The organism is Methylosinus sp. PW1 (assembly GCF_000745215.1).
Taxonomy (GTDB): Bacteria; Pseudomonadota; Alphaproteobacteria; order Rhizobiales; family Beijerinckiaceae; genus Methylosinus.
Genome location: NZ_JQNK01000009.1, coordinates 976,270 through 989,826, shown reverse-complemented (window position 1 = coordinate 989,826; position 13,557 = coordinate 976,270). Strand labels below are relative to the sequence as shown.

Here is a 13,557-nt window from a genome sequence, read left to right as displayed (position 1 = left end):
TGTTTCAGTATGAACCGATCAGACCAGGCGTCTCTTCCTCGTCGCGGTGCCTTCCCACTTCATCGTCACCTTCTTCGCGCCGCTCCACGCGCCGAAGTCGGTCGGCTTGACTGCGACGCCGGTGTAGAGATACGTCGAGATGGAACCGTCCGGCTCGCGGATGATCTGCGTGATCGTTATGTTCTTCGGTGGAATTCCGCGGAAGTAGGATTCCTCGCGCGCCGCCACCCATCGCTCGAAGTTGGGCGAGTCGCGGTCGACGGTGAACGACAGCTTGTGGTTCTTCGGCATGTCCGCGGTGCGGCTGAGGCCGTCGATGCCATAGCTTTCGATCGTGTCGAACTGCGGTTTCGCGTCGAAATCCGTAAGGTTTCCGAAGCGCAGCGGAAGGCCCGTGAGCGGATCGGCGACGATCAGCGACGTGTCTACGCCGGTTGAAAAGACGCCATAGCCGGTATCGACTGCCATTTTACTGTTCCCTTCGATTACGCGCCGAAGCCGTTGGCGTCGGTGATCTGAACGGTCTGACCGGCTTCGAGGTCGACAACAAAGAAGCGGATGACGCTCAGATAGACGACCTTGACGTAGGCCTTCATCTGGCCGAGCACGACCAGCAGCGGATCATTGACGCTGTCGTCGATGACGACCTGCCACGCGACGCCGCCGTTCGAATCCCCGATGATCTTCGCGCTCTGGAGAGCGTGAAAATAGGAGTTCAGCGTCCCGGCGGCATGCTGGCGGACATCGGCGTCCTGAAGCTGTCCGACGTAGACGCCGCAGCCCTTGTCGATGGTGCGTGCGATCATGCCGGTCAGGCGCGGATAGTTGTCGCCGTTCACCGAAGCGTCCGAAGACGTGTTCAGTCCGCTCTGGAGCGAGAAATAGTTTCCGCCCGGCGAAGGCGACGCGATGACGTCGAGCCCGTTCGTGTTGATCAGCGAAATGTCGGCGAACGAATATCCGAGCCCGGAATCCGAACGCTGGGTCGCCACGACGCCCTTCAGTTGCTTGTTGAGGCCCGAATGCTGGGGCGACAGGACGCCGAAGAGTCCGAGCGTGAACGCCTGGGGCGACACCAGCCGCTTGGAGACGCCGTTGAAGGTGTCGTTCCAATAGACCCAGTCGCCGAGGAGCCGCTTGACCCACGGCGTGTCGATCCCGGCGGTGTGCAGGGCCGTGATGGCGTCCGTGATGTCCTCGGACGGCGCGCCGGTGGTGATCGCGTAGGATCCCTCGGAGATCGCGAACTCGGACTCGGCGGCCCAGGTCGTGGAATCCGTGTTGTCCGCCAGCGAGAAGGCCGCGATGCCGGTCTTTCTCAGGACGTAGAGGCCCGTGCGGACGAGGCCATCGACGCCGAGAAGCGTCGAAGAGGTCACTCCAGCCGCACCGTCGGTGCCGCCGGTGAAGGCGACGGAGAAATTCGCGGCGGGGGCGACGGCTCCGGAAAGGCCGACGATGTTGTCGAAGACCTCTCGCAGCGATCCAAGGACGACGGAGACGCGTATCGTGCCCGCCTTGGTGCCCTTGGTGAAGGACACGGACAGGGAGTTCCCGCGCACGCCGGTATAGCGGCCGTGAACCGTCAATTGCGGATTCCCGCCGACGGTCGCCACGGTAGCGACGACGAGATTGGACTTCCCGCGAATCTGCGACTGGCCGTTGTTGATCGCGTCGGCGATGGCCGCGACATATTTTGAATCGAGATTGGCGTTGACGATTCCGCCGGTCGTCGCGGCGGTGTCCGTGCCGTCGGTCACGCGCACGCCGAAAATGGCGGCGGCGCCCTGCTGCATGGCGACGGTCGCGTGCGTGGCGATGTCATTGTCGCGGAGCGCGACGTTGCCGAACGACGCCTGGATGTGCGCCGGCGATCCGAGAGGGACGGCCTGATTGACCGGTCCCCAGGACGCCACGCCGACGAGGCCGACATAGTTCGAAGGCACGCCGTTGAGAACCGTCTGCGGCGGCACGATGACGACATAGACGCCGGGCACCGAGAGCGACGTGGTGTTGAGGAGACCGTCCTGCGTGATCATTCAGTGTTTCCTTTGAATCCGTGGGACGGTCAGTTCGTCGGCGCGGCGGGTTCGGTCGGCGCCGGCTTCGGAATCTCGACGGGCTTCGGCGAATTGTCGGCCTTCGGGTCGACCGGCTTGGGCGTCGCGACCGGCACGACATCCCGCCGGTGCTTGGCGAGCGCGTCCGCCTCGTCGGCGGCGTCGACGACCTGTCCGGGCTTGTATTTTCCGAAATGTCCGATGACGACGAGCATGTCAGTGATCCGTGTTCGACGACGAAGAGCCGCCGATCTGCACGCCGACAATCACAGCGCTTTGCGCCCGTTTCAATTCGACGGTCGGATACTCGGCCCAATGCCGGAAGTCGCGGCGATAGACGCCGTCCAACTGCTCGGCGTCGACGTTCATCGTGCGGCTGTAGGTCCACTTGGCGTTCGTGCCGTCGACGAGCGGCAGCCACATCGGCGCGATCAGCGCGGGGCCGACGACGCGCGCCGCCGCCGTCCTCAAATCGTTGTTCGGCGCCCATATCGAAATCAGGAATTCGTGCTTCTGCCGGTTGATCTCGCGGATGAGAGTGCCCTGGGCGGAGACGCGTCCTTCCAGCGATCTCGTCGGCGGCGCGACGGTGACGGTCGCCCCGTTCGCGGAGGCGCCGGGAATTTGCGCGGCGATGGCGGCGGCGATTTGCGGCAATCCATCGGTCGTCAAGGGCCGATAGGGATAGCCCTTGCCGTCCACCAGCAGCCAGGCCACCTGCGTCGGATCGGGCGTTCCGGAGATCGTCGCGTCGTAGCCGTCCACCGTCCATTCGAGCGTCGGCGCCGGCGGAATGAACTCGTGCCAATCGCGGTTGTAGATCGGCATGGAGGTCTCGACGGAGTTCGCCGAGAAGACGGAGATCGTGACCTTCTTCGCCTTGAGATCGCGGTCGAGCTCGTCCTTGTCTGGCCAGCCGGCGAATACCTTCACCGGCGCGGCGACGCCGTTCGGGCCGACGATGGCGGATGGCTGCGACGTCCCGTTCGGATAGACGGCGTCCGCGACGAGCGCGACGACTGCGGTTTCGACGTCCACAAGATCGGCCATCAATCGTCTCCCGTCGTTAGATCGACCGTCCTGCCGGCGAGTTCGTGCGTGCAGTCGCCCAGGAATTGAATTTTCCCGGCGGTCACGAACGAATGGCAGACGAAGGGGCGCGGCGCCGGCAGCTTTCGCGTCCGCGCATATTCGTCGAGCTCCTCGTCGGTCGGCGCCGCGACGCCATTGACGCGAATGCTCGGCGAGAACGTCGGCCTGTCGTAGTCGCCGGCGAACGACCAGCGATGGTCGACGAAGTGCAGACAGCCGCAGGCGGGGCAGAGAAACCCCAGCCGGTCGTCTGGCAGGATGTGGATGACGCCCTTCCGCATCAGACTTTCAGTCTCGCGCAGCGGAGCTTCCATCCCATGAAGTTCGGGTATTCATTGACGACATGAAACCGGCGTCCGAGGTTGTCGTGCACGATGTCTCCCTGGCGGATCGCATCCCACGGAACGCCTTCGTAGGCCGGAATGAAAACGATCCACTCGCCCTTGCGCCCGTCCGTCGGCAGGGATTCCGACGCGCCCTTGCCCTGGCCCTTCTCCTGAATCGAGGCGTCGCATTCGCAGATGACGACGGTGTCGGTCGCGTCGGTGCGGCCCTTGTAGGGCTGGATGCCGACCGCGTCGTTCGGCGTCGAGCGCGTAACCCGAATTCTGAACGGATAAAGCGCGCTCATGCGAAGGACCTCGCCCTGTATGGATCGAGCATCGCCCTGGCTTCCGGCGTCAGATACGGCGAATCGGCGCCGCCGGTGCGCGGATTGCCGACGCGTTGCGGGGCGGCGCTTCTCAGGCTCTGGTCGCCGGCCTTGGCTTCGCGCAGCGCGCCGCCCATCAGGACGTCGCTGCTCATCGCCATCGCGTTGGCTATCGCGGCCGTGGCGATCCTCACCGCATCGGGCAGCGTGTCGAGCGTCCAGCCGGCGACATAGCGGAGGCGGACGTCGGTGTAATAGACGGCGAGAATGGACGCCGGAACCCAGACCATTCCCGTCGTCGAGTCGATCGTCGCCTGAGAGATGTTGACCGGCTGCCATGCCGGCGGACCGAGGACCGCCATGTTCACAATCATCGGGCTGGTGTTCAGATAGTCGCCGCGTATCAGATCGCCGTGGCGCGGCAGCCCGTAGCGACCGGCGATCGAGATCACCTTGGCGACGCCGGGACGACGCAATTGGATCGTCGGACGGCTTTTTGGAAGCTTTCGCTCCTCGAGGATAACGAGGCCGCGCTCCATCTTCGCGCTTGCGGTGTGGGCGAACTTGACACTCGCCAGCGTGATTTGATTGTTCGAATAGCCGGAGACGTAGACCGCCTCCATCGTTTCCGTGTCGCGGTCGATGACCAGAACCTCGCCCATCAGGTCGCCGATCATGTCCTTGTCGATCCCGGCGACCGAACAGACGACGGATTCTCCCGGCGCGATATCCCCGCCGAGCGTCCACGTTCCCGTCGGCTTCAGGCCGCTCATGTATGACGGGCGACCGAGATCATCCACGACGTGCAGAAGCCCTTCGGGACGGCGCAGATAGCCGTCCACCATCGCGCTCGCGGCGTCGGCCCGCGCCTGCGTGACGCCGTTGACGAGTCCGAGCGATTCCTTGTCCGCGACGGGATCGATGTAGGCCACTGCCGGCGTCCTCACTGATTGACGACGAGGGATCCGTCGTAGCGCAGACGCTGAGTGGCGACGTTCGGCTGGACGAGATGCGGGATCAGCGTCGCCTTCTTGGTGGCGATCAGATATCTGCCGAGCGCATCGGAGACCTCGGCGACGCCGTAGTGAAATCGCACGGTGATCGTGCGCGGCGTCACGCCGTCCCTGGCGAACCATTCTCGGGGATCGCTCTCGGGATGCGTTCCCGGCTTCGGAAAAGCGTAGGAGTATTTCGCCCCTGCGGCGGCCTTGGACACTTGATAGACGCGCATTTTTCTCGATTTCCCGCTTCATTCGGACAAAAGGCCGGGACGCCTTTCGACATCCCGGCCTTCCTTTTCACCCACCGGTCGGGCCGGCCTTTAGACCCAGACGCCGATCAGGCCGTGGTCATAGGCGGCGCACTGGACGGCGACGCTGGAAAAGGCGATGCCGACGAACTGGCCCTGGAGCCCTGCGAGCAGGCCGAGCTGGAAGATCATCGGCGTGTCGTCGCCGTCGAGATTCAGATATGGAAGCTCGATCTTCGACTCGTCCATGATCACGACGAGGAACATGCCGGTGGCGCCGACGGGCACGTTGGCGTCGAGTATCCCGAAGATCGACTTCGCCTCGGCGACCGTCAGCTTCCGCAGGTTAGGATCCTGCGCCAGCGGCAGCTTGCCGGCCTGCGTCTGGACGGAGGTCACCCGAACGCCGTAGGTGAACTCCTCCTCGTTCATGTGGTAGGCGCTCGTGCGCGCCTCCTTCTCGATCTTCGAGATCAGCTCGCCGTTCGACCAGACGGCCGAAGGACTCGGATCGAAGTCGATGTTGTTGAGGACCGCGGCGGTCGTGTTCTGGATGCCGTCGATCAGCGAGTCGTGCGCCACAACGGTGTCGAGGATCACGATATGAGAGGCGCTCGCAGCGAGCTGCCTGATCACGCCGCACCACTCGACGTTGCCGGTGTCGTCGATGGTCGGAGCCGCGCCGAGCCAGAACATCTTGGCCTGAAGACGACGGATGCCGGTGGCGATGTCGGCGATGTCCTTGGCCTCCAGGGCCGCGAACGAGCCGCCCTGCGCCTTGGTCGCCATGACGTCGGCGAGTCCGAAGTTGGACTGCGAGGTCGCGCCCTTGATCGACGCGTTCCGCTCGACGCGGGTCGGTCCGCCCGGCGTCGGAACGATGTTCCGAATGTCCGTAGCGGTGGCCGCGACGACCGCAGTCTGCTCGAAGAAGCGGTGCGGCAGGCCGGTCGTCGGAACCCAGCGGTTCTTGTCTTTGAGGCGCTGGAGCACTGCGGACTTCCGCTTGATCAGATCGATGATCTCGGGTTCGTACTTCGGCACGACGATGGCGCCGGTCGTGTTGACGTCGGCCGCCGCAGCGAGCTTGCCGTCGGATCCCACGACCGCCCTGCCGGCGAAGAGCTTCGCAGACTCGTCAGGGTCGTTTCGGTCGTACATTCTGGCCTGAGTAGCCATGTCGATTTTCCCTTCAGTTGCTCGCCTTGCGGCGAATTCGTTGCGCCGTGCCGATCAGTGACCGGCGCGGGCGAGCGCACGCCGCAGCGCCGCGCACTGGAGCTGGTCGGTGAGACCGGCGTCCTTGATCAGCTTGTCGGCGTCGATCTTCGCGACGTCCGCGTCGGCGCCGTAACCGGCTCTGGACAGCGCGTTGGTGATCGCGGGATCCAGCGTTCTCCGGCCGGGATCGCGGGACGCCTCCAGGCGCGCCTTCTCGAGATCGCTGATCTTCTGCTCGGCGGCCTCCAGCTTGTCGGCTGCGGCCTTCGCGGCGTCGGCGGAAGCCTTCAGCGCGGCGTCGGACGCGGCGAGCTTGTCGGCGATGTCCTTCGTCGCCTTGTCGATCGCCTCCCTCACGGCCTTCTCGGCTTCGGCCTTGTCCTCGGACCCGCGCAGCGGCCAATCGTGGTCGCGGTGGATCGTCGGCAGGATGCCGGTGACGGCGGAAGCGCGCAGCGACTTCGCGAGACCGCGAGCCAGCACGACATGGCCATACGTCTGGTGTCCGCCGATGCCGTCCGTCGCCATCGCGTCGGCTGCGGCCTCGAGCGCCTTCGCATGCGGCTCGACCAGCGCGCAGAGCTTGTCGTTCGCGGAAAGCTTCTCGGCCTTCAGCTTCTCGACCTCGGCGGCGGACGCCGCTGCGGCGGCCTTGGCCTCGTCGACGGACGCCTTCAGCGCCTCGGTATCCTTGGAGAAGGAGGCGGTCAGCTTGGCGATCAGCGCCTCGAGTTCTTCCTTCGTCATGTCGATCTCTTCCTTGCTCTCGCTCGCCTTCAGAGACGTGCTCTTGTATGCGGCGTCCTTTGCCTTCAGGATCGCGGCGCCGCTGAATGTCAGCGCGGTGATCCTGAGGAATTCCCCTTCGACCTTGCCCCTGAAACGGCAGGCTTCGAGGGAGAATCCCAATTCCTTCTGCGCGGCCTTGATCTCCGCGTATTCCTTCGGGAAGTCCTCGGCGTAGAGGCCACCCTTTATTCGGAAGTCGGAGCCGTCAACGAAGGCTTCGGATACCAATCCGAGCTTCTTCTGCGGATCGTGACCGTCCATTCGCGGAGCGAGATTGACGCCCATGCGAAGGATCGTCGGAATCGCCGCTTCGGCGACGGCTTTCGAAATGATGATGCGGCGACCGCGTGCGCCGCCGGGCGGTCCGTCGGACGGCGTGTCGATTTTAAAGAGCACGCCCTCGAACGGCTTGAAGTTCGGATGGTCGTCGGGAAGATCGGAAACCGCCAGCGACATGCAGGCGAGAACGTCGGAGACGTCGGACGACGTGAGATCGATGTCCTCGGCCCCGTCGATGTCGCCTTCGATCTCGACGGCGGAGATTTCGTCTGCCAGCGCGTCGTCGGCTTCGACCAGCGCAGCGGCGGCGAGGATTTCTTCGACTTCGTTCGCCTGGACGCTTTCCCAGTCGGAGGTGTCGATGCCGAGTTCATGAGCGCGACGAAGGATGCGCTTTCGGGCGGCGGCGCGGTCGTCCTTGGAAATGTCTTTGACGCGGGAAAGAAGCTGCCATGCGAGACGAACGTGCGTCTCGTCGTTGATCGGAACGCGCCTTTCCGCCGGCAGCGCATAATCGCTGTCCGGAAGAGCCGCCTTTTGTTTTCTGGTCAGTTTGGCCATGGACGCGACAGCTACTCGCCGTTCGCGCAATCGGGAAATGGGTTTTCGGATAGTCGCCGCCAAAAGAAAACGGCGGGATCACTCCCGCCGTCGTCCTTATATATATGCGCGCCGCTCAGAGGATGCGGTCGAGCTTCTCCAGGAACTCCACGACAGCGGGCGTCGTCGCCGACTTGCTGTAGAGATCCACGAATGCGCGGACGTCGTTCAGCCCGGAGTGGATGTGCTCCAGCGCGCCGATCTCCTGCTGCGTCGGCGCCGCCGTGTCGATGAGTTGGCGAAGTCCGCCGCGCACGTTCCCGGCATAGGTCTTTGCCGGCGGCGTGTAGCGATAGACCGGGGCCACAGGGGAAGGCGCGCTCGCTTCCTCGACTGGAGACGCCGGCGCGGCGGCAGCCTTTTCATCGGTCGTCGCGGACGCGGGAGACGCCACCGTGTCCGCCTTCGCCTCCGCGCTCGCCTGCGTCCCGTCATTCGTCTCCGGAGCCGTCGTCTCCGTTGTCGGATCCGCCCCCTCTTGGACGCCTGGTGCCGAGTTCGTCTTTGCCTTTCTCAGTTCCGCCATTTCTGTTTCCCTTCGGATCTTCGTTTCCGGCCTTCTCGATGGCCTTGTCGTCCACGACGGCGGCGCCCTTGGCGGCCGCGATCGCGATCTGTGTGTCCGCCCAAAGCATGTCGGCGAACGGATGTTTCTTCGGATCGAGCGGCGGCAGGCCGCGGGAGACGCGCCACTCGTTCGGCGTCTTGGCATTCGACTTGTAGTGCCTCTCGAACGTCTCGGCGTCGGCCTGCTCGTCGACGCGGTGCATGCCGAGGAACTGGAATTTCAGCGACGTGTGGCCGAGCTTCCTGTGCAGCACCTCGCGCGTGAAATACGCCTCGATCCTCTTCGCCAGCGGCAGGACGGCGTTCTTCCAGTCGTTGTCCGTCATGGTCTCGGACGTGTTCCGGTTCACGTCTCGTTCGAGGGCGAGGTTCATCGGCGAGATGTTGAACCCGTTGGCGATCAACCGAATGAGGAATTCCTGATACTTCAGGAACATCGCGGAATCGCCGTCGGGATAGAGGCGATGGACGCCGATACCGCGCGATTTTGGATCGCCGGGATTTCCGGGGAATCCCATCAGCGGCGTCGTTCCCTGGCCTTCGACGTCGTTCGTCCAATATGCGCGCATCCTCTCGACTTCGTCGGGTCCGACGTCGCCGATGTCGATGAGGATGGACGGACGCAGGTTCGAAGCGATCTGGCCGACGGAGTCCGCCGTGGCGAGAAAGCGCGCAATATCGTTGAACGAGATCTCGAGCGGCGACTTCCCAAACGGAGTCGCGGCGGACGGGTTGCTCTCGATGTAGAGCAGTTCGTCGTTGCGGAGAGGGATGTCCGCGATCGTCGATCCGAAGACGCCGTTTTGGAAGCTCTGCGCGTATCGGGCCTCGTTCGGATCCCCCGACCAGGCCGGATAGATTTTGATCGTCGAGGCGTCGACGGGATACATCCACAGCGGGCGTTCCCGGTCGCCGGAAACCTGCATCTCGATCGTTCCGGCGCCGACGACGAGATCCTCCTCGATCGCTTTTTCGAGGAGCGAGCGGAAGGAGTCGTCGCGGTTCGGGTGGTCGAAGCAGTATGTATCGACCTTGATCTGCCGGCGCAGCTCCGAGTTCATCGGCGCCTTGTCGTCGATCGGCACGATGGCCCAGTCGGCCATGGCGATCGGATCCTTGATCACATTGATGGCGCGCCTGGCGATGGAGGTGTAGCTGAATTGCCGCAGGTTGCGCGGCGTCGGCTTCGGCAGCGCGGTCTTCGCCTTCGTGCCGGGGCGGACGAACATCGGGAACGGAAACGTGACGCGCTGCGGCTCGTGCGGCGGACGTCCGCGACGTGCGGCGTCGATGCGAGCTGCGACGGCGGACGCGACGGAACCCGATTTCCTTCTTTTTATCATGTTCGAATCGTTCCCATTGCGATGCCGCGCCGGCGTGGCATCGTCACCAGCCGATGAAAGGCTTCCGACGTGGCATCGACTGCGTCATCGTGTGCCTTCGAAGGGAAGGCCTCAAGGCAGGCGAACCATTGCTCGTTCCACCGCTTGCCCGGCTCGTCGCGGACGACAAGGACGCGCTTCTGATCCACCTGGGCTGAAAAGGCGGCAAAGCGCGTTATCTTTGCGTTCTTCTGCGTAACCGCGTGCGAGCGGATGTCATAGCCTGCGAGAAGGTTCAGATACGTGTTCTTTTGGCCGACGCCGGCTTGCCCAGGATCCTGTGGAATGGAGATGACGACTTCCGATCCATCCCACATCGCCGTGTTGAGCACCTGCTCTTCGACGACGCCCGGTCCTTCACGAAACATGTAGCAGTCCGCGACGATGAGCATGCCGTTCGGCAGTAGCCCCATTTTCACGCCGGCGGTCCAATCCGGATCGTTGCCTTCCGTCTTCGGAGTAGCTGCAAGATCCCATGCGCGGACCCACTGGATATCGACGTTGGGAATTTGCGACGCGTCGATAAGACCGCACCAATCGCGCTGGAAATAGAGTCCAGGAGCCGGGCGGATTTTCCAGTTGCCCTCGAGCAGGCGCGCCTTCTCGACGGGATCGAGCGCTTCGAGGTTACCTCTGTAATCGGGGTCGCGGTCCTCGAGAATCTTGTTGTCCGACAGCTTCGATGGAATGAATGTTACGCTTTTCGGGCGACTGCCGGGATGCTTCGCGACGGCCGCTTCCTTGGAGTCGAACCAGTCCAGCTTGTTGCTCTTATTGACGAACCATCTGAGCTTTCCGCAGTGATCCGGTATCGGGTAGCCGTTCTTGTCGATCCACCAGTCGATGAACTCCGCCACCCAGGAATCCGCGTCGGGATTGCAGGTGGCGCGCACATATGGACGCATGCCTTCGCCCATGCCGGCTCGAAGACGGGAGAGCATGTAGAAAAATTGTTTTCGAGTAAAATGTGTAATTTCATCGAAGCCGATGAAGACCAACTGGCTTCCTTGCCAGCTATATACGGTCTTTTCCTCGGAAAGATGCGCGAACCGGAGGTCGCTTATGGCCTGTCCTTTGTCGTTGAAAAACTTCCATCGCGTGTCGGGGGACTGGGTCAGTTTCCCGCCGATGTTCGAATAGATGTTTTGCGACACGTCGAGCAGACCGCCCGGCTGACGGACATCGACGAGATTTCGACGGAAGATGACGCCTGTGTAGCCGGGCTTGTCCTTGTAGCGGGCCGCCTCCATAAGGAGGGCATAGCTGTTGTGCGTCGGCACAAAATGCTCGCCGGCAAGGTAGAGCCGACTCGGCGAGTCGACGCTGATGCAGCGCATCGGAATCGGGTCGATGGGATCGACGGCGACGATGTAGCGAAAGCTTGTCGTGCGGCGCCGGGCTCCTCGATCCTGGCGATCGAGCTTCCGTTTGAGACGAAAAGTCGGCAGCGAAGTCGTGAAGTGGAATCGGTATTTTGGCCCGCAGTCCTTGCCGTTTAGTTTCGCAATGCCGGTCGTATAGTTGGACCTGATCCCAAGCGATGCCAGGAGCTCCATCATGTTGTCGCGGAGAACGGGGTCAACCGTAATGAATTCGGATGAACCGCTCTCGCAGGCATGACCGTCCGTGTCCATCAATCCCTGAAGGAGCGCGAGACGCTGTTCGAAGGACGCACGCAGGTATTCCTGTGGAATGCACTTGTTGCCCAAAATGCCCAAGCGCCTGAGGTGCGGGGACAGCCCACGGATGTTGTAGGCATATTTTGAGGAAGGAACACTGACGACCTCGAATCCAACCGTGCGGATTTCTTCGAGAATTTGGTCGTCGATTGTGGTGATGTGTCCACTCTGGGAAGTTCCATCTCCAAGCCATAGACCAAGGACGTAAGGATCAATTGGCAGAAGACGCGCAGGAAGATCCAGCGGCTTCTGCATGGGGATGGCGTGGTTCGCACGCGTCCCGTTTCTTACCGTCAGCGTCGCGGCGATTTCACGGGTCGTTTTCACGCCGCCGGTCGGAACATCCTTGTAGACATATGCGCGCTCGGAATTTCGCTTCGCCAACTGTGCGGTATATGCGGCGCCGTTTCCTCCGTTGGCACGACTTGGCCGCTTTGCGCGACGTCTTGCACGCCATTCAGGATCGAGGCGCGTCATGGCGGCGAGATCGCTGGCCGTGTAGGTCAGCCATTGATGGTCGGCACAGGCCTTTATTTCGACGCCATCATCGAAGCGAACGAGATAGCTTTCGGGATTCAAGTCGACAGGATGAACGTGCGTGACCGTGCAGGGGATGCCGTTTTCATCGAAGACGCGATCGCCGACGCGGATGGTCAGCATGGAACGCCAGCCATCCACTGTCGGGATCAGCGTATGAATATCCAGCATTTTCCCGCCGCCAGCTTGGCCGCCGAAAAACACGATGTCCGCAGGCGACATCGCGAACTGCGTCTGCGGGCCGGGCTGCGGATAGATAACGACGTTGCCGGCAGCTATCGCGGCCTTCACGCCCTCTTCGTAGTCCAGATCAGTGAGCTTTTTCTTCGCGGATTTCGCCATGCATCGACGACTGCGACGCCGGCGGGAAAGCCGCAAACGGGTTGTGGGATAGTGAACGGACGCCGGGGTATCCCTCGGCGTCCGCGTGTTGGCCTATGTGCTAACGAACGATTTTGGGATCGGATGGTGGACGGCATCAAGCGATCAAGTGTTTGCTGCTTGCTGTGGTGGATCACGATGCTGACGATGTCCGACCGATGTTGTGGCCGCAATCGCGATATACGTAGCGAAAAGCGCAACGGCAATGCGTAACGGTAACGATATAGGCCGCCGGGTGGCGCATCACCCGGCGGCCAGCGCCGACCCCACAGGAAGAAAGGAGCCGGCGGATTCGAATGGATCAGTCCCATAGACCGTGGAAGACCGGGATCTCGCGGTTGGCGAGAATCTGTTTCCGTCTCTTCTCGCGCCTCTCGATCGCGGTGCGCTGAGAACGGATCCTGGCGGCGGCCGCCTTTCTCTTCCGGATCGTATCCGCCGAGACATACAATGGCTGGTCGTCGCGCTCGGACTTCTCCTCCGAGACGAACGCTTGGAAAGCGGCATCGATGCGAAGCCGCGACTCGGCCGCCTCGCGGGCCCGCTCTTCAGGAGAGAGTTCCGGAACCTCGAGTATCGTTTCCTCATTGCTCGTCGTCATCGTCGTTCTCCTTACCGTGCAAAGGCTTCATAGAGCCGGCCGCTGTCGCGGGTGCGGAGGCGGCGGCGGTTGTTCTCGCGCTGGACCAGCGCGGGATCCTTGATTTCCTCGGCCACCCGAACGAGGCAGCGGGCGAAGAGGCCGGCGTCGAATTCGCGGCGCCCGTAGAGCCGCGCATACATCGCGTAGCGGCGGCGGGCGGCGTCCATGACCATTTCGCCGCCTTCGCCGAGGTCGAAGGCCTTGGACGCGACGGCGACCGGGGCCGTGGTGGCGACCGGAGCCGTGGCGGCCGCCGTGCCCGGCTTTCTCAGGCAGCGGGGCCTTCCGTTCGGGTATCTGGTGAGGTCGATGGCCATCGGAGTCGTCCTTGCGGTGGGGCGGCCTCATGCCGTCGTCCACTAAAATCACTTATAGGTGAATTTAAATTATGCGTCAACCATAAAAATCACTGAAAGGTGAAAAAAA

15 protein-coding genes are annotated in these 13,557 nt (G+C 62.8%); all 15 read right to left on the bottom strand.

Annotated features, from left to right (window positions below):
• Positions 1 to 18: 18 nt before the first annotated feature.
• Positions 19 to 468: a hypothetical protein gene (locus K369_RS14180; RefSeq protein ID WP_051949297.1), complete on the bottom strand. Its 450-nt coding sequence runs from the start codon at positions 466 to 468 to the stop codon at positions 19 to 21.
• A gap of 17 nt (positions 469 to 485) precedes the next feature.
• Positions 486 to 2,039 carry a hypothetical protein gene (locus K369_RS14175; RefSeq protein WP_036292061.1) on the bottom strand — a complete coding sequence of 518 codons (1,554 nt, stop codon included), beginning with the start codon at positions 2,037 to 2,039 and terminating at the stop codon, positions 486 to 488.
• 29 nt (positions 2,040 to 2,068) lie between these two features.
• Positions 2,069 to 2,275, bottom strand: a complete 207-nt coding sequence (locus tag K369_RS14170) for a hypothetical protein (protein WP_036292059.1) — start codon at positions 2,273 to 2,275, stop codon at positions 2,069 to 2,071.
• A gap of 1 nt (position 2,276) precedes the next feature.
• Positions 2,277 to 3,110, bottom strand: coding sequence for a hypothetical protein (locus tag K369_RS14165; protein ID WP_036292057.1), 834 nt, complete (start codon positions 3,108 to 3,110; stop codon positions 2,277 to 2,279).
• Positions 3,110 to 3,433: a DUF6527 family protein gene (locus tag K369_RS14160; protein ID WP_036292055.1), complete on the bottom strand. Its 324-nt coding sequence runs from the start codon at positions 3,431 to 3,433 to the stop codon at positions 3,110 to 3,112. The genes K369_RS14165 and K369_RS14160 overlap by 1 nt, the downstream gene beginning before the upstream one ends.
• Positions 3,433 to 3,783 carry a hypothetical protein gene (locus K369_RS14155; RefSeq protein ID WP_036292053.1) on the bottom strand — a complete coding sequence of 117 codons (351 nt, stop codon included), beginning with the start codon at positions 3,781 to 3,783 and terminating at the stop codon, positions 3,433 to 3,435. The genes K369_RS14160 and K369_RS14155 overlap by 1 nt, the downstream gene beginning before the upstream one ends.
• Positions 3,780 to 4,736: a hypothetical protein gene (locus K369_RS14150; RefSeq protein WP_036292051.1), complete on the bottom strand. Its 957-nt coding sequence runs from the start codon at positions 4,734 to 4,736 to the stop codon at positions 3,780 to 3,782. Before K369_RS14150 ends, K369_RS14155 begins: the two co-directional genes overlap by 4 nt.
• An 11-nt stretch (positions 4,737 to 4,747) precedes the next feature.
• Complete coding sequence (locus K369_RS14145; protein WP_036292049.1) at positions 4,748 to 5,035, bottom strand: hypothetical protein; 288 nt, start codon at positions 5,033 to 5,035, stop codon at positions 4,748 to 4,750.
• A gap of 90 nt (positions 5,036 to 5,125) precedes the next feature.
• Positions 5,126 to 6,232, bottom strand: a complete 1,107-nt coding sequence (locus K369_RS14140) for a hypothetical protein (RefSeq protein ID WP_156967917.1) — start codon at positions 6,230 to 6,232, stop codon at positions 5,126 to 5,128.
• A gap of 54 nt (positions 6,233 to 6,286) precedes the next feature.
• Complete coding sequence (locus K369_RS24755) at positions 6,287 to 7,903, bottom strand: DUF6582 domain-containing protein (protein WP_051949296.1); 1,617 nt, start codon at positions 7,901 to 7,903, stop codon at positions 6,287 to 6,289.
• 115 nt (positions 7,904 to 8,018) lie between these two features.
• Positions 8,019 to 8,336, bottom strand: coding sequence for a hypothetical protein (locus tag K369_RS14130; protein WP_156967916.1), 318 nt, complete (start codon positions 8,334 to 8,336; stop codon positions 8,019 to 8,021).
• 37 nt (positions 8,337 to 8,373) lie between these two features.
• Complete coding sequence (locus tag K369_RS14125; RefSeq protein ID WP_198033123.1) at positions 8,374 to 9,738, bottom strand: phage portal protein; 1,365 nt, start codon at positions 9,736 to 9,738, stop codon at positions 8,374 to 8,376.
• 110 nt (positions 9,739 to 9,848) lie between these two features.
• Entirely contained in the window at positions 9,849 to 12,449 is a 2,601-nt protein-coding gene (gene terL, locus K369_RS26535) for a phage terminase large subunit (RefSeq protein WP_051949294.1), read from the bottom strand.
• 340 nt (positions 12,450 to 12,789) lie between these two features.
• Positions 12,790 to 13,089, bottom strand: coding sequence for a hypothetical protein (locus K369_RS14115; protein ID WP_036292037.1), 300 nt, complete (start codon positions 13,087 to 13,089; stop codon positions 12,790 to 12,792).
• Between the two features lie 11 nt (positions 13,090 to 13,100).
• Positions 13,101 to 13,448, bottom strand: coding sequence for a hypothetical protein (locus K369_RS14110; protein ID WP_036292035.1), 348 nt, complete (start codon positions 13,446 to 13,448; stop codon positions 13,101 to 13,103).
• Positions 13,449 to 13,557 lie beyond the last annotated feature (109 nt).